The following is an 18,553-nucleotide window of genomic DNA, read 5'->3' on the forward strand; positions in this document are numbered from 1 at the left end:
TATCTTCTGTAAGGTGTTGATTTGAGTTAGAAGGTAACAAAGTTAGGATGAATAATGGCGATAAAAAATGAGAGCCCATTACGGACTCCCATTATAATTAGTTTGGTTTACTTAACTAAACCACGGCGCTTAAGTAGGGCGTCGGTAGTTGGCTTTTGACCACGGAACTCAATATAGCTTTGCATTAAGTCGCGGCTGTTACCTTTTGATAAAATCTCTTTGCGGAAGCTATCACCGTTGTCACGAGTTAAGCCGCCTTGCTTTGTCATATGCGCAAAGGCATCAGCTGCAAATACTTCAGTCCAAAGGTACGCATAGTAACCTGCTGAATAGCCACCAGCAAAGGTGTGGCTAAAGTAGCAAGACTTATAACGCGGTGGTACTGGGTAGTAAGCAATGCCGTGTTTCTCTAACGCGTCATGCTCAAATTTTTGTACATCAGTTATTTTCTTATCAACACCAAATGAATGCCATTCCATATCAAGTAATGCTGCAGCTAAATACTCAGTGGTACCAAAACCTTGGTTGAAGTTTTGTGACTCAAGTACTTTGTCGAGTAATTCTTTAGGAATTGGTTCACCCGTTTTGTAATGCTTCGCGTAGTTAGCAAGTACAGTTGGTTCGATGTTCCAATCTTCGTTCGCTTGTGACGGGAATTCAACAAAGTCACGAGCTGTTGCAGTGCCTGCAAGGCTTGGGTATTTTACGTCTGAGAACAAACCGTGTGCCGCATGACCAAATTCATGGAACATAGTCGTAACTTCGTCAAAAGTCATCAGTGTTGGCTGACCATCTGCAGGTTTAGGAATGTTTTGCGCGTTATAAATTACAGGTTTTGTGCCTTTTAAGCCACTTTGGCTAACATATGCACTCATCCAAGCACCACCACGTTTACCCTCACGAGCATAAGGGTCCATGTAGAATAAACCAATAGAACTACCATCGGCGTTGAACACTTCAAACGCCATTACATCTTCGTGATAAAGTGGTAAATCTTTACGCTCTTTGAAAGTAATGCCGTACAGTTTTTCCATCGCAAAGAATAAACCGTTATGGATCACTGATTGCATTTCAAAGTATGGCTTAACTAAAGCAGGATCTAGGTCGTACTTAGCTTGGCGCACTTTTTCAGAATAGAATGCCCAGTCCCATGGTTGTACAGCAAACGTTTCGCCTGATGCATCAATTACTTTTTGAATTTCAGCAGCTTCAGCTTTTGCTTTATTTACGGCTTTTGGTGCCAAGTCATCTAATATGCCATAAACGTTTTCAGTGGTTTTAGCCATACGTGTGGTCATTACATATGAAGCCCAATCTTTATAGCCAAGTAGTGCTGCTTTTTGAGCGCGCAAATTGGTTTCTTTGATAATGATAGGGCCATTGGTATTTTGCGCACGAGTCGTTGATGCTTTAAAAATACGTTCACGTAACTTACGGTTTTCTAGGCTGCTGAGAATCGGCTGTTGCGTGGTGTTCACCAACGTGATCATGTAGCCTTCTTTACCTGCTTTTTTAGCGGCAGCGGCAAGGCTTGCTATTTCAGCGTCAGAAAGGCCAGCAAGTTCGCTTTTATCGGTTACTAATACAACGTCCTCTTTAAACGATTTTAATACGTTTTGCGAGAAGGCTGTTGATAACTTAGCAAGCTCTGCGTTGATTTCACGCATTTTGGCTTTTTGTGCTTCATCTAATTTTGCACCAGCGTTAACAAACTTAGTGTAGTAAAACTCAACTAAACGCTGATCTTCGGCATTTAACTTCGCTTTATTGCCATTAATGGTTTCAACACGTGAAAATAATGCTTTGTTAAGATAAATGTCATCAGAATGCGCAGATAACACTGGGGCCATTTTTGCTGCAATACGTTGATACTCATCATTAGAGATCAAACCAGATAAGTTATAGAAAGCGGTTGAAACGCGATCAAGCAATTCGCCAGATAGTTCTAATTCAACTAAGGTGTTTTTAAATGTAGCTGGAGCTGGGTTGTTAGCGATAGCCGTGATTTGCGCTTTTTGCTGCGCAATACCTGCATCAAATGCCGGTTCATAATCACTGGTACCAAATTTATCAAATTCTGGTGCCATATATTGTAATGGACTTGGTTTCATTAATACGTTGTCTACATTGGCTGTTTGTACTTGAGTCGTTTGCTCTTTTGTATCTGCATCGTTTTGCGAACTACAAGCAGATAATAATAATGCACTAGCAATTGTAGTTGCTATAAGGGTCTTACGCATGAGAACTCCATAAAATAGGTGAGCCTTGAAAAACAGGCGAGACATAAAACACCCATAACTTAGCAAATTTTCATGTATATACAACTAAGTTTATCGGTTTAAGGTGGGGATTGAGCGCAAAAAGCGTGTTTTTAGGTAAAAATAGTGCAAATCGAGAAATAGTAGCCTTAAACAGTAGGACGTATTAAAGCTACTACAGGTTGGTACTTAATTGAGAATTTTGGTTTATATTGCATGCGCGAAGTAGCAAAATTAGTTGTAACCTAAAACAAACTTTTTTTCGCTACCAAAACTTGCCGGTTGCTGGTGACCAAACTCTTTGTTAATGCAATTAAGAGTATGTTCTTGCTCTGCAAGCACAGACAAAATTTTATTGCGGTATTCAATACTTGATTCAAACAGTTGCAAATCAACTAAAGGTTGTAGCGTGGCTAATTTTTGATTTAAGGTCAGTTGTGACATCATTCGTTCCTCGTGCTTTATTTAAGCTTACAGTACTTATATAGCATTACCTGTAAGAAAATGTTAATGATTTGTTCATAAAAAACATATTGAACTTTAACTTCTCCGTAAATGCCATTATGGCGTGCTAAACTTACTTAACCCTGAATAGCTATTTGTTTTATTAATTTTGGAAAAAGTATGACGTTAGAGTCAATCTCTCATTATTTATCGTATGTAATTTTTAGTTATAACAATATCGAAATTACTGTAGCTAAAGTTATTCAAGTGCCTTTGATACTCTTTGCCATGTGGTTTGTGGTTACATGGATTGGTCGATTAATACGAAAAACTCTTCTCGCACGTAAAATGAACCCTGATGCGGTGCATTTATTTACCCGTATTTATTTAGTGTTAAGTATCGCAATTTTAATATTTACCTCCCTTGAAGTGTTAAATATTCCGTTAACAGCATTTGCCTTTGTTTCTGGCGCTATAGCTATTGGTGTAGGATTCGGGGCACAAAATATCATTAATAACTTTATTAGTGGCTGGATTTTAATGTGGGAGCGGCCAATTCGTATTGGAGATTTCTTAGAAGTGGGCAACGCCAAAGGGGTGGTTGAAACGATTAATACTCGCTCCACGCGCATTCGTCGCAACGATGGTGTGCACATGCTTATACCAAACAGTCAACTACTCGAAAACACAGTGACGAATTGGACCTTGATTGACCGCAATGCTCGTTCGTCTGTCAGTGTTGGTGTGGCATATGGATCAGATGTATTGTTAGTTGAAAAACTGATCAAACAAGTGTTGAGCGAACATCCTGCAATACTCCCGACGCCGGCATCTTCAGTGTTATTTGATGATTTTGCTGAAAGCTCTTTAGTGTTCAATGCTATTTTTTGGGTTTGTGCAGAATCAGAAACCATGTTGCGCCAAGTTCGCAGTGATATTCGTTTTAGCGTATATAAAATATTTGCTGAGCATAATGTCGTTATTTCTTTCCCACAACGCGATATACATATTGATGGTGAAATTGCATTAAGGCGGGGACGAGCAAAGAAATAAATCCAGCGGCACCGGTATCGTCTTGCAGAAGTAATTTGCTGCAACGAGTAGCAAATTACTTCGTTTTTATTGATGAGTTATTGCTGTTGTGCCATCTTTCTTAGCTTTAATGAAAATAATACAATTAAAGCACCAAATAGTACGGCGTAAGTGGCGACTAACCAAAGTAAAGTATGGATCCCTGCGCTAGGATTAAAGATTAAATATAAACCAAATAATACTGATATTGCCCCAGTAATAATTAATATCCACTCATTAGATATCTCCGCTCTTAATTTAAGCGCAATTAAAATTTCAACAGCGCCAATCGCTATGGCCCACGCAGCGACATAATAAAGTAATAGTATCGCGGTAACGTTTGGTGCAAATAGGGTAACTAGTCCTGCGATGATTGATAACACCCCACCGGCCAATAACCAGCGCCAATAGGGATTGTGTTGCTTAGAGTTCCAAGCAACCCATGTTCTTAGCATGCCATCAAATAAAAAATAGCCCGCAAAAAATAACAACATAATACTCAGAGATGCATTGGGTGCAAACCAAGTAATAACGCCAAAAATAATTGCAATGAGGCCGCGTACTAACAGTACTGACCAGTTTTTTGAAAGTGTGGTGGTTAGATCCATCTTAATCCTTAATGATTAGCTCTGTCGTGTTTATATACATTAGCATAAGGTATGATTTATCAATAAAATATATCGATTAACTTTGCAGAAGCATTGTATAGCAGAATTAAATTTGGCTATGCTAGGTTTACTCAATGATCATTATAGTCACTTAGCGGCTCCCACTTGTGATGCTCAATACATTTACAGCGCTCTTATTGACAGGACAAATGTCCGCATAAAACAAATATAATTGCATAAAATCTCTCAAGTTCGCTTATCGTGCCGTTATTTGTTGTAAAAAGTTTATATTATTGTACATATTAATGCAGCAAAAGTGTCACACAATGCTATAATCTTCAGCGTTCGTTCAGCCTCTTTACTTCGTTTTGCACTCTCGACAAAGAGGTCCGCGCAGCTTAACTTAAGGCGCGAAAAATTGGCCGAGCCCGCCGAGTGAATTTGGCGCAACACATCAACCGTTGAATAAGAGTGCACTAAAAAGGTTAAACCCCGACATGAAAGCAATGAAAAGATCTACGTTAGCAACCCTAATCAATGCAACGTTGTTCTCTGCCGTAGCAGGTACTTCATTTTCTACTCTTGCAGCTGATGAACAAGCTCCAGTTGCAAAAAGCAAACAATTAGAAGTTATTCAAATCACTGCACGTAAACGTGTAGAAAACGCACAGGAAGTACCTGTCGCTGCTTCTGCTTTACAAGGTGATAGCCTTGATGCTGCCAGTTCTGCCGGCATGGATATTCGTTTTTTAAATGCAAAAATTCCAAGCTTAACTGTAGAATCTTCATTTGGTCGCTCATTCCCACGTTTTTATGTTCGTGGTCTTGGTAATTCAGATTTCGATTTGAATTCATCACAACCAGTATCCCTAGTGGTTGATGAAATTGTTCAAGAAAGCCCTATTTTAAAAGGTTTTCCTATATTTGACACGGGCCGCGTAGAAGTTCTCCGTGGACCACAAGGCACCTTATTCGGTCGTAATACCCCAGCTGGTTTAGTTAAAATTGATTCAGCTCGCCCAAGTCAAGATTTTGAAGGTTATGCAGCCTTATCATATGGTTCGTTCAATTCAATTGACTTCGAAGGGGCTGTAAGTGGTGGCTTAACTGATAACTTATCAGCACGTGTTTCTCTATTACGTCAAGAGCGCGATGATTATATTGATAATCGCTTAGCAGGCAATGAGATTGATGACGTAACAGGAGGTTATCAAGAAACTGCCGCGCGTATCCAATTCTTATATGAGAAAGATGATTTCAGTGCATTATTGAATTACCACACTCGTGACTTAAATGGTAAGCCAATTGTATTTCATGCAAATGCAATTGAAACAGGCACAAATAACCCGCGCCCGGGCTTTGATCCTGAAGTGATATATCAAGATACTGTGCAATTTGCTACACAGAATGTAAATAGCCAAGGTGCTAGCTTAAAGCTAGAGTACAGTTTTGCTGATTACACGTTGACATCGATCAGTGGCTGGGAAAGTGCAGAAATTTTCTCTCGTGCTGATGTAGATGGTGGTTTTGGTTGTGGGAATACTTTTGTTCCTGGTTGCCCAACACCAGAAATGGGACCTGGTTTTATTTTCTTAGCGTCTGAAACCGCTGATGCCCTTCCAGATCACAATCAATATACACAAGAACTACGTTTAGCAAGTGATTTTGCTGGTGACTTTAATTACCAAGTTGGTGCTTTTTATTATAATGAAGAGCAAGTGATTGAGACTTACGGTTACGATGGGTTAGGTGCAAACTTCTTAACTGGCTATGTTCGCCAAGATCAAGACACAACAGCATGGGCTGTATTTGCATCGAGTGAATATCAATTAACTGAGAAGTTAGAAATCACTGCTGGTTTACGTTACTCAGATGATAAACGTGACTTTACAGCGTCACGTTACGCATCTCCAGAGTCGGCAGTTGCTAATTTAACTAAGTCAGTTGCACCAGAAGATAGCCATGTATCATGGGATTTAGCTGCTGCGTATAAATATTCTGATGATATAAACTTATTCGTTCGTGCTGCAAATGGTTTTCGTGCACCGAGCGTTCAAGGTCGTATCTTATTTAGTGATGATGTAACGGTTGCTGATTCTGAAACAATTAACTCAATTGAAACGGGTATTAAATCAGACGTGCTTGACGGTCGTGGACGTGTCAATGCTACTGTTTTCTATTATCAAATGGATGACCAACAGTTAACAGCTGTTGGTGGTGACTCGGGAAATTCAGCTCGTTTGTTGAATGCTGATAAAACTGTTGGCTACGGTTTTGAAGTTGATACTCAATGGGTATTGACTGATGAATTTGATGCAACTTTTAACTTCAGTTATAACAATACTGAGCTGCAAGATGATGATTTATATTCGCAAGGCTGTTTTGCTTGTACGATTACTGATCCGCTAACAAACCAAGGTTATAGTTTAGACGGTAATAGCCTGCCACATGCGCCGGAGTGGATTGCTAACTTTACTCTACGCTATACTAAAGAGCTTGGCGATGGTGAGTTTTATGCGTTTACAGATTGGTCATACCGTAGTGAAATTGATTTCTTTTTATATGAATCAGTGGAGTTTACTGGTGAAGCATTATTAGAAGGTGGCTTACGCGCGGGTTATAAGTGGTTTGATAATAACTACGAATACGAAGTTGCGGCATTTGCACGTAATATAACCAATGAGCAAGTATTCATCGGTGGTGTAGATTTTAGCAATAACTCTGCAATTGTTAATGAGCCTCGCTTTATTGGCGCTGAATTTAAAGTTAACTTTTTCTAAGTAGACTTTATAATTGCTAATATTAAAAGCCCGCACATGTTGCGGGCTTTTGTATTGTAAAACCTGATTTATAACTGCTAAAGTAGCGACAATTAAATTTAACAAGAGAAGAACAATGGCTGGATTTTGGAACTACCGAGTGATTTTTTGTGAAGCAACTAAAGATGAAGCGGCGCAATATCAAATACATGAGGTTGAATATAACCTAAATGGTAAAGTAACGAATTGGTCAGAAACGGGCGCAGCGCCTTTTGGCAACACTTTAGATGCGTTACGAGATGACGCAGAGCGTTTAAAAACAGCATTTGAAAAACCTGTACTAAAAGTTGTTAGAAAAGAACGTGGCTACGAGTTGGTAGATGTTGAAACGGGTGAAGAAGCATTTGCAGAGCCTCCAGCAGGTTTAACAGCATAAGTATTAAACCAAAAAGGTGCTATGAGCGCCTTTTTTGTTGCTGAAAAATAAAGGAATGAGGATGACATTAAAAGCAGTATTATTTGATATGGATGGCACTTTAGTTGATTCAGAAAGTGTCCACTTTAACTGTTGGAATGATGTTTTAGCACCGTTTGGCGTGCGCTATGAAGAAGATGATTTTTGCCAACGTTTTTCAGGTCGACCGACCTTAGATGCGGCAATTGAAGTGGTTGAGCAATATAACTTATCGGTTTCACCGCAGTGGTTAGCGCAGGCTAAATATGATGCATTCGAGCAATTTGTTACTACTAATTTACCTCCTTTAATGCCTTTTGCCGAAGAGGTATTAGAGGCAGTGAAGCAAAGCGATCTTAAGATGGCATTAGTGACGGGTAGTTCACGCCATGAGGCGTTACCTATCTTAAAAGGCTATGGCTTTTATGAATGGTTTGACTGCGTAGTGACTAAAGACGACGTGCAAAATCCAAAACCTGCGGGAGACCCTTATTTACTTGCACTGACAACATTAGGGATTTCTGCAGAGCAAGCAATTGCTGTTGAAGATACACACACCGGCGTTACAGCAGCAACTAATGCAAACGTACCTGTGGTTGCAATACCGAATAAACACACCCTAGGCCACGATTTAAGTTTAGCTGTTTCTCGCATGGATAATTTACAGCAGCTATGGCAATGGGTACAAACTAAGCTATAGTTTAGTCTGCTTGGTGATAAACAAGGAGACCGATATGCTTAAAGGACTAACAGTATTATGGTTGCTGATCAGTACTTTTACTTGCTTAGCAACTGATACACAGATCACCGCAGATGCCCAACTTGCCAAGGTTTACCAACAAGACCAAGCGCTTGCCATTGAAAACTATCTCGTTAGTGAGAAGTTTGATGGGGTCCGTGCGATTTGGACGGGAACACAGTTGATAACCCGTAATGGCAATGCCATTCATGCGCCAGGCTGGTTTATTGCTGATTTACCTAATTTGAGGTTAGACGGTGAGTTGTGGACCAAGCGCGGTGATTTTGCAGACCTCAGTGGTATTGTGCGCACTTTACAGCCGTTGGATAGTGACTGGCAAAAAGTCACCTATCAGATATTTGACATGCCAGATCAACATAATCCCTTTGCAGTACGCTATGAAAATTATCTACGTTTAGTAAAAACATTAAATAAGCCTCACATCCAAGCAGTACAGCAGTATCAATTTACTACAGAGCAGGCATTATCTGCGTACTTTGATAAAGTAACTCAGCAAGGTGGTGAAGGTGTAATGCTGCATTTAGCCTCGGCAATGCATAAAAGTGGCCGTTCTGATGCGCTGTTAAAGTTAAAACCTTATTTTGATAGTGAAGCGGTCGTCATTGCTCATCTTCCAGGAAAAGGCAAATTTACTGGCATGCTAGGGGCGTTAAAAGTAGTTACACCACAAGGAAAAGAGTTTTCAATTGGTACTGGCTTTAGTAACGCACAGCGCCAAAATCCACCCGCAATAGGAGCGACGGTGACATACCGATACCATGGTTTTACTAAAAACGGTTTACCACGGTTTGCCAGTTTTTTACGTCAACGCGATCCTGATTAACATTTAAAAAAAGCCGTAAGTATGCTAAATTGCGCGGCCTTTTGATGTTAGTTGTGGTGAAGTAATGGTAGTTGGTTTTGATTATGGTAGTTCTAATTGCGCAATGGGTGTAATGAATGCTCAAAATACTGTTGAGCTGGTGCCCCTAGAGCAAGGTAAGTTTTACCTCCCTTCAACCTTATACACACATCATAGTGCTTTAGTTGTCGATTTTGTTGCTCAGCATCTAACAGGTACAAATTATGAAACTGATTTTAAAACCCAGCGCCAAGCCCTGCTCAATAGTATGGTGCGGATCAAGTCTGACTTAGATCTAGCCCCCGGTGATGAAAGTCTTTTTATTGGCCGTGAAGCAATTAACGAATATGTGCAATTTCCTGAAGAAGGCTATTTTGTTAAATCCCCTAAATCGTTTTTTGGCGCAATAGGCTTAAAGCAAGGGCAAATCAACTTCTTTGAAGATATTGCCACCGCAATGATTTTAAAAATCAAACAGCGTGCTGAAACATCACTACAAAAAGAGTTAACACAAACGGTTATTGGCCGCCCGGTAAATTTCCAAGCCGTGGGTGGAGAGCAATCAAACCAACAAGCAATTGGTATTTTAGAGCGTGCAGCAAAACGAGCTGGCTTTAAAGATGTGGCTTTTTTATATGAACCACTCGCAGCGGGAATTGATTATGAAAGTGACTTAAATCACGATCAAAAAGTATTGGTTATTGATATTGGTGGTGGTACCAGTGACTGCTCATTTGTGCAAATGGGACCTAGCTTTCGTGATAGTAGTGACCGTGATCATGACTTTTTAGCGCATACAGGTAAACGTGTTGGCGGTAATGATTTAGACATTGCTTTAAGCTATCACGCATTAATGCCATTGCTTGGTTTAGGCAGTCAGTTTAAATCAGGTTTACCACTGCCTAATCAAGCATTTTGGCAAGCATGTAAAATTAACGATGTGAACTTACAAAGCCAGTTTTATAGTCAAAGCCATCATCGAGAATTACTTACGCAGTTACGTGAAGTACAAGCACCTGAGTTATTTCAACGACTGATCGATTTGCAGCAAAATAAGCAAGGTCATCAGCTGGTACAGCAAGGGGAGGCGGCAAAAATTGCGCTTTCGTCAGTGACTGAGTATGACTGTGAATTAGGGTTTTTAGCACCGCAATTACATAAAGTGCTATCACGAGCTGATTTAGCTGTGGCGGTTGATGATTCGATTATGCAAATAGTAAGTTTAGCAAAACAAGCGATTAAAGATGCAGGGACCGTTCCTGATGTGATTTACCTTACCGGTGGCAGCGCGCAATCGCCACTAATAAAAGCTGCATTAGTTGAGCACTTAGGTGATATTAAAATGGTAAACGGCGATCACTTTGGTAGTGTAACCGCCGGACTCACTAAATGGGCAAGTATGCTTTATCGTTAAAGGGTGCTTATAGAATGACTTGTCGGGTTGCGAGGTATTTCTCGTAATCTGGCAATGACCGTTCAAGCTCGTTATGCATCAAAGGCGAGCTTAAAATCATATCTGCGCTGACTTCATTACACGCCACTGGAATATTCCATACCGCAGCTAAGCGTAATAATGCTTTAACATCCGGATCATGAGGTTGAGATGCAAGGGGGTCCCAAAAGAAAATCAACACATGAATTTCATGCTCCGCAATTTTAGCGCCTAACTGCTGATCGCCCCCCATAGGGCCACTAAGTAGTTTGATAACTTCAAGTCCAGTATTTCGCTCAATTAAATGACCTGTGGTGCCTGTGCCATACAATGTGTGCTTACTGAGGTTATCGCGATGTTTATTACACCAGGCTAGCAAGGCTGCTTTTTTACCATCGTGTGCAACTAAAGCAATATTTTTTTGCGCTGGAAGGGTTTGCTGTTTTTGTTCCATGTTGACTCTTTTTTTTTTAGATGAGTAGATTAACCGCAAGAACTACAAATACTACACCTGTTATACGATCAATCCAAATTTGGCTTTGCGGGTGCTCTCGAAAGTAGCCTGCAATTTTATCGCCAAAGTAAATATACGTGCAGTCAATCGGAAACGCAAAAAGTGGATACAGTAAGCCAAAGAAAGCTAATTGAAATGTAGTTGATGATGACAGGGTTGGATCAACAAACTGCGGAATAAACGCAATAAAAAATAACGCTACTTTAGGGTTGAGCACTTCAGTCATCATAGCCTGAAACATAACATTAGTTTTTTTCTTGGTGCTTACATGGGGTTTATCTTCGCTACTGCACTCTGACTGGATAAATGTGCTTTTAAACATCATTACACCTAAATAACATAAGTAGGCAGCACCAGCGTATTGTACGCTGGTATAAGCCACTTCTGAGGCTTTAAGGATAGCCGTAAGACCGACAACGGCAAATAAAGTATGCGCCACTCCGCCTAAAGCAAAACCAAATGCGCTTTGTAAGCCTGCTACGCGGCCATTGGCAAAAGTTTGCGCCATTAAAAAAGCATTGGAAGGACCTGGTGCAACAGCGATTAAAAAACTGGCGGCTAAAAATGACAGTAAAAATTCAAAATTGATCATTGTTTTTATGTGTTTTTAGGGTGATAAGCATGTGCTTTATTACTGAGCAGTATAACCCACAGTGGCAGCAATAATAATAAGTGAAAAGCAATAAACTCGGGCGCATTGAAAGGGAGCACTTGGGTGAGCATAACCAATGCTCCAGCGCCGCTCATTTGCATTAAACCGATTAACGCAGATGCAGTACCTGCTTGTTTAGCAAAATGTGACAATGCCATTCCAGCCGCTGAGCCTAAGCTAAGTGCAAAGCCTAGCGCAGCAATCAACACTGGTAGCATAAAAGCAAAGGCACTTTTAAACTGGCCGAGAATTAAAATCAGTACACCAGAGAAAATTAATAAACTCATACCTATGCGTAACGCTTTTTGACTATGGCGTTTGATATACAATGGTGCAATAAAGCTAGCTACAATGCTAACAATGGCATTGAGAGTAAACCAAAAAGTAAAATCGCTGACCGATCCACCTAACTCGGTCATGATCCATCCAGGTGCTAATGTTACAAAAGCTAAAATAGCCGACATTGCCACCATACAAATTAGGCTATTAAAAAGAAAAATAGGCGTGCTAATGATTGGTATAAAACGACGTAAATCGAGTATGTGGCCCTCATAGTGGCTATCCGCAGGGCGTGTTTCTTTAAAATATATGGCAGTGATCATTAGTCCAACACAAGCAAACCCCGCCAAAAATAAAAAGTTTATCCGCCAGCCAAATTGCACAGTCAGCCAAGCGCCTAAAATAGGCGCTAACGCGGGAATAAAACACACAATACCATTTAGGTAAGTGATCATTTGGCCGCTTTTAGCACTGCCGTAGGTATCACGAACAATCGCAAATGCAACCACAAAAGTGGCACAAGCCCCAAAACCTTGTAGTGCACGCGCAAGCATCAGAATGCTAAAATTAGGCGCTAAAAAAGCCAACATCCCAGCAAATCCATACAGTGTGATGCCAAATAGTGCGACTGGACGGCGGCCAAACTTGTCGGCTAAAGGACCTGCTATAAGCTGACCTAAGCCAACCGTCAGCATAAAAATAGCGACGGTAAGTTGCACTTGCTGCTCATCAATAGCCAATGCTTGCGCTATATCAGGAAATGCGGGTAAGTAAATATCAATCGCTAATGGGCAGAATATAACCAGAAGAGCGAGAATTAAAATAACACTAAGATGATTGCGGCGATCGGTTGTTGGCATGAGTGCTCCTTTTGCCGCGTATTTTAGGTCTGCAAAGATAAAAAAGAAAGGGCATATGACCCATCTATATGAATATAGCTAGTAAGATTATAAGTATAAATGCACTTTTGCTAACTGGTCTGATGTGCTAATTTTGAAATAGCGACATTCAATGGAAAATAATAATGAGTAATAAATCTGCAGTTTTAACAGCATGGCATAGTTTTAAGCGTCTACCATTTGGCAATTGGTTATTTACTAAAGTCGTGTGTTTTAAAGCCCCTTATTTTGGCTCCATGAAACCCACTGTTTTAGATTTACGTGACGGACATTGCAGCGCAATGGTTAAAAACCGACGGAGTGTGCACAATCATATTGGGACTATCCATGCTATTGCGCAATGTAATTTAGCTGAGTTATGTGCCGGTGTGATGGTTGATGCTACCGTGCCGTATAAAACTCATCGCTGGATCCCTAAAGGAATGACGGTGCAGTACTTAGCGAAGGTTGATACTGATGTCACAGCTGTGGCAGAAATTGCAATGCCAAGACAATGGCTAGATAAAGAGGATTTAGTGGTGCCAGTGAAGCTTTACAATACTCGCAGTGAATTGGTCTTCACTGCTGATATTACGATGTACGTTACTAAGAAAAAGTAAAAGAAAAATAAAGCGATTATTTTTTCTCTGCGGCTTGTTTGTTGAAAAACGACAAGTCATTATCACCTTCACTGAGCGCAGATGTAAGCTCCGGCTTTGATTCTGCGTTATTGGTAATTAATTCAACCGTTTCAGCTTCATGGCGTTGTTTTAAGTTACCTTCAATAATTGCACCAGCATCAATACTTAAAGTATCTTGATAAACATCCCCGTGCACTTGCGCTGAACGTTCAATAACTACTTTGCTGGCGTTGAGCGAGCCGATTACTTTACCTTTTACAATCACGCTTTCAGCAACCACTGAGCCTTCAACACAACCGGTATTACCAATAACTAAATGGTTAACACGAACATCACCATCTATGCGACCATCAAGCTGTACTTCACCTTGACTCACTAAGCTGCCCGTTAAGCGAACATCTTCAGAAATGATAGAAGGAGTGTGGCTAGTTCTTTTTAGTTGAGAATTTGCAGAACTACTTACTGTTGATTTTTTTTTACCGAACACGAGAAAGCGCCTTTGTTATTTTGACTGGATTGACATGTTTGTCGTTAAGTAATACTTCATAGTGTAGGTGAGTGCCAGTACTTCTGCCAGTGCTGCCCATTAATCCGATAACATCATTTTTGGTTACCGTTTGGCCTTTTTTAACGTTGATTTTATTTAAGTGACCAAACCGAGTTACAAAGCCGTTTTTATGTTGCAGTTCGATAAAATTACCATAACCACCGTTGCGTCCTGCGCGTAATACAGTGCCATCAGCGGGGGCGAATATTTCGGTTTTATGCCAACCTGCTAAATCAACACCTTTATGATAAGCATGACGGTTATTCACTGGATCTTTACGCAGGCCAAAACTACTCGAAATATAGTAATTTGCTGCAGGCAGAGTTTGCGGTAACTCACTGAGTAAATTTTCAAGCTTATTCAACGCCAATAGTTTATCTGCGATGACTAAAAATTCAGCTGGGATCTTTGATTCATCAAATAAATCCAGCGGACCACCTTGCGCGGTTTCTGTCATATCACCATCTAGACGACGCGCCAAGGCGGTATCAAGTCCTGCACCTTTGAGCATCGCTAAAATATCGTGCTGGCGGCGTTCTATTTGTTGCTCTATTTGTAAAAAGCTGTGTTGATATTGGCTATCGAGTAGTGCAAAACGTTGCTCGATATTAACAGAGTCAGAGAGTGAAAGAGTGTGTGCGTTGTTAGGGTTTTCATCAACTAATGGTTCGTGGAACTCTTCTTGTTGCTCACCGAGTTCACCTTCTGGCGGCGCTGCTGGCAGTGTGGGATTGCTCATCGACTCAGGTAAAGAATCGATCATACTCTGCAGTAAAGCATGCTTTTGCTCAAGCACCGCAAGCTGGGCTAACTGTTTATCGTATTGTGCTTGTTGTTCTTTACTTTGTTGCTGCCACTGTTGTTGTTTTGATAATTGGCTTTGTTCGATGTCGGAAATCTTGTTGGTTTGAGAGTATATTCGCAGGGTCGAAACAGCCAACCATACTAAAGCAATTAAAATAATCGCTACAGCTGATATTTGTAACCAAGGTGCTAATATCACATGTTTAACCTCACCATTTTGGCGGATCAACAGCTGTCTAGCTGGGAATAATTTGTGATAAAAAGACTTAATAAATGCTGACATGGCTTATAAACACTGGCTATTAACCGGATTAAGATAGCAATCTGAGCTGAAAAAGCCAGTAAAAAATTGTAATTAATCTTAAAAAAGGAGGCGTTGGTCGCCTCCTTATAATAAATACATTTAATAAATGTTTACAACTTAGTTACTTAGCAGGAAGAACCGTTCCTTCTACGCAGCCAAAACCGATACGAGCAAAACCGGCTTTTTCACACCAACCACGCATAATAACGTTGTCGCCATCTTCTAAAAAGCTGCGCTGCTCACCATTATTAAGGGTGATTTTTTCTTTACCACCACGAGACAGTTCAAGTAATGAACCGGCTTCTTCATGAGTTGGACCTGATTGCGTACCTGAACCCAGCATATCACCTGGCATAAAGTTACAACCATTTACTGTGTGATGAGTCACCATTTGTGCCACTGTCCAGTATGAATGTTTGAAACTTGATTTAGATACTAATGAAGGTGCAGCACCTTGTTCACGCATTTTAGCGGTCTCAATTTGCACGTCCATTTTTATATCAAAGGCGCCAAGCTCACGGTTTTGGCTTGATTCTAAATAATCTAGTGGCTGAGGGTCATTTTCATCACGAGTCCACGATGTTTTGTAAGGTGCTAATGCTTCGGTGGTTACAATCCATGGTGATACAGTTGAAGCAAAGTTTTTCGCAAGGAATGGACCTAATGGTTGGTATTCCCATGCCTGTAAATCACGTGCTGACCAGTCATTGAATACACAAAAACCAAATACATGGTTTTCAGCGTTTTCGATAGCAATGGCATCACCTAATTCATTACCTTTACCTAAATAAATGCCTAGCTCTAACTCATAATCTAAACGTTTACACGGACCAAGCGATGGTACTTCAGCGTCTGGCGCCTTAGTTTGACCATTTGGGCGATGAAAGGTTTGACCTGACACATCAATTGATGAAGAACGGCCATGGTAACCAATGGGTACCCATTTATAGTTAGGCAGTAACGGGTTGTCAGGACGGAATAAGCTACCGACAGCTGTTGCATGATAGATAGATGTGTAAAAGTCAGTGTAATCGCCAATACGACAGGGCAATGCAAACTCAATGTCCGCCTGGGCAATTAATGCGTCGCTTAACTTAGCTTGTTCAGCGGCGCCTTCGCGTAATGCTTTAGATAATGCTAAACGTAGCGCTGACCAATATTGCTGACCAAGACCCATAAATTCATTTAATGTAGCTTGGCTTGCTGCTGCTATGGCTGTTTGTGCATCGCCTGAGAAAATAGCTAACTCGTTTACTTTGGCAAGGTCGATAACTTGGTCGCCAATGGCAACGGCACCACGAAAAGCTTCGTCAGAGTTCTTACGACGTACTTCTGCAAATGGTAGGTTTTGAATTGGGAAGTCACAATTTGCAACGTTCGCTGAGGCAACCCAGCTAGTTAAATTTATATCATGGGTTTCGTTAATTAAACTCATTACATTTCCTTTGGTTTAGTCAGTCGCGCTTTACAGTGGATATGGTGATGAATAGCGCGATTTAAACAGTGAAATTCAGATTGTCATTTATAATATTGATGAAACGACAAAAAGCAGCGAAGTACGCTGCTTTTTAAATTTACAATACGGTGCTTATAAAACGCCGCGGCGCTCTTGGTCGCGCTCGATTGATTCAAACAGTGCTTGGAAGTTACCTTCACCAAAACCGCCGTCATCAACACGTTGGATCATCTCGATAAAGATTGGGCCAAATAAGTTTTTCGAGAAAATTTGCAACAAGTAGCAATTTTCACTTTGGCTATCGACTAAGATCTGATGTTCACGGATCTTTTCTTTATCTTCTGCAACCCAAGGTACACGATCGAAAATTGTATCGTAGTACTCAGGAATAATATCAAGCGTGGCAATGGTTGATTTATCAAGCTTATCTAGTGAGCTTACTAGGTCATCTGTTAAGAATGCTAAATGCTGCACGCCTGGGCCATTGTATTCACCAAGGTATTCATCGATTTGGTTGTTATCGTTGCCTTTACCTTCATTGATTGGAATCGAGAAGGTGCCGCACGGTGATTTAAGTGCATAAGAGATCAAGGCTGTTTTTTGGCCTTTGATATCAAAGTAACGAACTTCAGTAAAACCAAATACGTTTTTATAAAAGTTAGCCCATGTTTCCATAGTGCCTTTATAAACGTTATTAGTTAAATGGTCGATGCGGATAAAGCCTTTATCATCAACAATGTTTTGTTCGCTTAAGTCTTCAAAGTCTTGCTCATAGATTGAACCTTTATCACCAAATTGCTCAATAAAATAAATTAAGCTGTCACCAATACCGTAAATTGCCGGGTATGGTAGGTCTTTATGAGTTGAATCAGTCGCTGGTTTTGCACCACGTGCTACTGCGGTGTCAAATGCCTGTTGAGCATTCTCTACACGCCAACCCATAGAACAAATTGCAGGACCATGACTTTTTGCAAATTCTGCAGAGAAACCATCACGTTCATTATTTAGTAAAAAGTGAATATCGTTTTGGTTGTAATAAACAATGTCTTTACCTTTAAATGTTTTGAGCTTTGAAAAACCAAAATCGGTAAATACTTTATCCATATAATCTGCATCAGGTGTAGCGTATTCAGTAAACTCGATACCTACCAAACCTAAAGGGTTAGTTACTTCACTCATTATAATTCTCCCGCAATAAACACTGCGTCTTGTTGTGTCTGATGCGCAGATAATTAACCATAATTGGCAGCAGGGGAAGAGCCGATAGCTATTTAGGCAAACGGCTCTTTGTAAATTAAATGGGACGATCATTTTAAAATGCATAAGCATTAATGCTTGGTTTTGAGATTTGTATTGAAAGGTCTTGTATTAAGTAACTTAAACTTCCGTTAACTTATTGATAAATAGAATTAATTTATTCTTATTTAAGGGGGTAAATAATCAAATAAAGGAACTATTCACCCCTTATTAAATATACGTGGTGTAATAAATTGTTTACGCTAGAGCCGTATTTGTTAAAAAACTAACTCTTCTGCGCTAAGCTAAGGTCACTAGTAATGGCTGGGGCATTTTGCTAGCAGTGCTACAGCGTTTCGTTGAACGTGCGTGGTGGCCTATCAGATGTGTTTAATGAAGCTGTTGAAAAGTAATTTATAATCTTTTGTTACGCGCTTTGAAGTCAGCCTTATTAATATCGTAACTTAAATCGACGTTTGGTTGGCAGGAATTATACCAATCGGCATAAAGATTAAGTCAATTTTATCCAGTCTCTAGAGCATATGCTTTTAACCGTATCAGGAACAGAAATGAATTTATTCCACGCTTGCGAAACCTGTTCGACTATTTCTTCAT

The 18,553-nt window shown here is 40.3% G+C and carries 17 protein-coding genes; 7 read left to right on the plus strand and 10 right to left on the minus strand.

The genetic code is table 11. The annotated features are described in order from the left end of the window. Nucleotides 1–107: 107 nt before the first annotated feature. Together H5200_RS10780 and H5200_RS10785 are read right to left on the minus strand one after the other, a co-directional pair. Nucleotides 108–2,240 (minus strand): M3 family metallopeptidase, encoded by a 2,133-nt coding sequence (locus H5200_RS10780; protein WP_182717053.1) that lies wholly within the window; start codon nt 2,238–2,240, stop codon nt 108–110. A 252-nt stretch (nt 2,241–2,492) separates the two neighbouring features. After that, complete coding sequence (locus H5200_RS10785; protein ID WP_145237750.1) at nt 2,493–2,702, minus strand: hypothetical protein; 210 nt, start codon at nt 2,700–2,702, stop codon at nt 2,493–2,495. Between the two features lie 180 nt (nt 2,703–2,882). Between H5200_RS10785 and H5200_RS10790 the strand changes: the two genes are divergently transcribed. Beyond that, entirely contained in the window at nt 2,883–3,755 is an 873-nt protein-coding gene (locus H5200_RS10790) for a mechanosensitive ion channel family protein (protein WP_182731076.1), read from the plus strand. 77 nt (nt 3,756–3,832) lie between these two features. Here H5200_RS10790 and H5200_RS10795 read toward each other — a convergent pair whose 3' ends face one another. Next, complete coding sequence (locus tag H5200_RS10795) at nt 3,833–4,381, minus strand: HdeD family acid-resistance protein (protein ID WP_182717055.1); 549 nt, start codon at nt 4,379–4,381, stop codon at nt 3,833–3,835. Nucleotides 4,382–4,878: 497 nt separating this feature from the next. On the opposite strand from H5200_RS10795, the gene H5200_RS10800 reads away from it, so the two are divergent. From H5200_RS10800 to yegD, 5 genes are all read left to right on the plus strand, one after another. Further along, nucleotides 4,879–7,161 carry a TonB-dependent receptor gene (locus H5200_RS10800; RefSeq protein ID WP_182761486.1) on the plus strand — a complete coding sequence of 761 codons (2,283 nt, stop codon included), beginning with the start codon at nt 4,879–4,881 and terminating at the stop codon, nt 7,159–7,161. Nucleotides 7,162–7,276: 115 nt separating this feature from the next. Next, nucleotides 7,277–7,576: a hypothetical protein gene (locus tag H5200_RS10805; protein WP_145237374.1), complete on the plus strand. Its 300-nt coding sequence runs from the start codon at nt 7,277–7,279 to the stop codon at nt 7,574–7,576. A 61-nt stretch (nt 7,577–7,637) separates the two neighbouring features. Next, complete coding sequence (locus H5200_RS10810) at nt 7,638–8,294, plus strand: HAD family phosphatase (protein WP_149980836.1); 657 nt, start codon at nt 7,638–7,640, stop codon at nt 8,292–8,294. Nucleotides 8,295–8,328: 34 nt separating this feature from the next. Beyond that, on the plus strand, nt 8,329–9,177 hold the full coding sequence (locus tag H5200_RS10815; protein ID WP_182759854.1) for a DNA ligase: 849 nt from the start codon (nt 8,329–8,331) through the stop codon (nt 9,175–9,177). Nucleotides 9,178–9,241: 64 nt separating this feature from the next. Then, entirely contained in the window at nt 9,242–10,609 is a 1,368-nt protein-coding gene (yegD, locus tag H5200_RS10820; protein WP_182761487.1) for a molecular chaperone, read from the plus strand. A 7-nt stretch (nt 10,610–10,616) separates the two neighbouring features. On the opposite strand, the gene H5200_RS10825 is transcribed toward yegD, so the two are convergent. From H5200_RS10825 to H5200_RS10835, 3 genes are read right to left on the minus strand one after another with little or no spacing between them, the layout of a single operon-like run. Further along, nucleotides 10,617–11,081, minus strand: a complete 465-nt coding sequence (locus H5200_RS10825; RefSeq protein ID WP_145237363.1) for a methylglyoxal synthase — start codon at nt 11,079–11,081, stop codon at nt 10,617–10,619. 16 nt (nt 11,082–11,097) lie between these two features. Next, entirely contained in the window at nt 11,098–11,733 is a 636-nt protein-coding gene (locus H5200_RS10830; RefSeq protein ID WP_149980833.1) for a LysE family translocator, read from the minus strand. Between the two features lie 5 nt (nt 11,734–11,738). Then, nucleotides 11,739–12,932, minus strand: a complete 1,194-nt coding sequence (locus H5200_RS10835) for a multidrug effflux MFS transporter (protein WP_149980832.1) — start codon at nt 12,930–12,932, stop codon at nt 11,739–11,741. A 164-nt stretch (nt 12,933–13,096) separates the two neighbouring features. Between H5200_RS10835 and H5200_RS10840 the strand changes: the two genes are divergently transcribed. Next, entirely contained in the window at nt 13,097–13,570 is a 474-nt protein-coding gene (locus H5200_RS10840) for a hotdog fold domain-containing protein (RefSeq protein ID WP_145237355.1), read from the plus strand. A 16-nt stretch (nt 13,571–13,586) separates the two neighbouring features. On the opposite strand, the gene H5200_RS10845 is transcribed toward H5200_RS10840, so the two are convergent. The 4 genes from H5200_RS10845 to hppD form a co-directional block, all read right to left on the minus strand. Further along, nucleotides 13,587–14,078 (minus strand): polymer-forming cytoskeletal protein, encoded by a 492-nt coding sequence (locus tag H5200_RS10845; protein WP_145237352.1) that lies wholly within the window; start codon nt 14,076–14,078, stop codon nt 13,587–13,589. After that, nucleotides 14,068–15,225 (minus strand): M23 family metallopeptidase, encoded by a 1,158-nt coding sequence (locus H5200_RS10850; RefSeq protein ID WP_149980831.1) that lies wholly within the window; start codon nt 15,223–15,225, stop codon nt 14,068–14,070. The genes H5200_RS10845 and H5200_RS10850 overlap by 11 nt, the downstream gene beginning before the upstream one ends. 142 nt (nt 15,226–15,367) lie before the next feature. Then, nucleotides 15,368–16,681: a fumarylacetoacetase gene (gene fahA / locus H5200_RS10855; RefSeq protein WP_145237348.1), complete on the minus strand. Its 1,314-nt coding sequence runs from the start codon at nt 16,679–16,681 to the stop codon at nt 15,368–15,370. Nucleotides 16,682–16,834: 153 nt separating this feature from the next. Beyond that, nucleotides 16,835–17,881 (minus strand): 4-hydroxyphenylpyruvate dioxygenase, encoded by a 1,047-nt coding sequence (hppD, locus tag H5200_RS10860; protein WP_182739377.1) that lies wholly within the window; start codon nt 17,879–17,881, stop codon nt 16,835–16,837. Nucleotides 17,882–18,553 lie beyond the last annotated feature (672 nt).

Origin of the sequence: Pseudoalteromonas sp. SG43-7, from assembly GCF_014164295.1 — a bacterium.
GTDB lineage: Bacteria > Pseudomonadota > Gammaproteobacteria > Enterobacterales > Alteromonadaceae > Pseudoalteromonas > Pseudoalteromonas rhizosphaerae.

Coding starts and splice junctions, on each gene's coding strand:
- H5200_RS10780 (WP_182717053.1), bottom strand. CDS start 2,240: ATGCGTAAGACCCTTATAGCAACTACAATTGCTAGTGCATTATTATTA.
- H5200_RS10785 (WP_145237750.1), bottom strand. CDS start 2,702: ATGTCACAACTGACCTTAAATCAAAAATTAGCCACGCTACAACCTTTA.
- H5200_RS10790 (WP_182731076.1), top strand. CDS start 2,883: ATGACGTTAGAGTCAATCTCTCATTATTTATCGTATGTAATTTTTAGT.
- H5200_RS10795 (WP_182717055.1), bottom strand. CDS start 4,381: ATGGATCTAACCACCACACTTTCAAAAAACTGGTCAGTACTGTTAGTA.
- H5200_RS10800 (WP_182761486.1), top strand. CDS start 4,879: ATGAAAGCAATGAAAAGATCTACGTTAGCAACCCTAATCAATGCAACG.
- H5200_RS10805 (WP_145237374.1), top strand. CDS start 7,277: ATGGCTGGATTTTGGAACTACCGAGTGATTTTTTGTGAAGCAACTAAA.
- H5200_RS10810 (WP_149980836.1), top strand. CDS start 7,638: ATGACATTAAAAGCAGTATTATTTGATATGGATGGCACTTTAGTTGAT.
- H5200_RS10815 (WP_182759854.1), top strand. CDS start 8,329: ATGCTTAAAGGACTAACAGTATTATGGTTGCTGATCAGTACTTTTACT.
- yegD (WP_182761487.1), top strand. CDS start 9,242: ATGGTAGTTGGTTTTGATTATGGTAGTTCTAATTGCGCAATGGGTGTA.
- H5200_RS10825 (WP_145237363.1), bottom strand. CDS start 11,081: ATGGAACAAAAACAGCAAACCCTTCCAGCGCAAAAAAATATTGCTTTA.
- H5200_RS10830 (WP_149980833.1), bottom strand. CDS start 11,733: ATGATCAATTTTGAATTTTTACTGTCATTTTTAGCCGCCAGTTTTTTA.
- H5200_RS10835 (WP_149980832.1), bottom strand. CDS start 12,932: ATGCCAACAACCGATCGCCGCAATCATCTTAGTGTTATTTTAATTCTC.
- H5200_RS10840 (WP_145237355.1), top strand. CDS start 13,097: ATGAGTAATAAATCTGCAGTTTTAACAGCATGGCATAGTTTTAAGCGT.
- H5200_RS10850 (WP_149980831.1), bottom strand. CDS start 15,225: ATGTCAGCATTTATTAAGTCTTTTTATCACAAATTATTCCCAGCTAGA.
- fahA (WP_145237348.1), bottom strand. CDS start 16,681: ATGAGTTTAATTAACGAAACCCATGATATAAATTTAACTAGCTGGGTT.
- hppD (WP_182739377.1), bottom strand. CDS start 17,881: ATGAGTGAAGTAACTAACCCTTTAGGTTTGGTAGGTATCGAGTTTACT.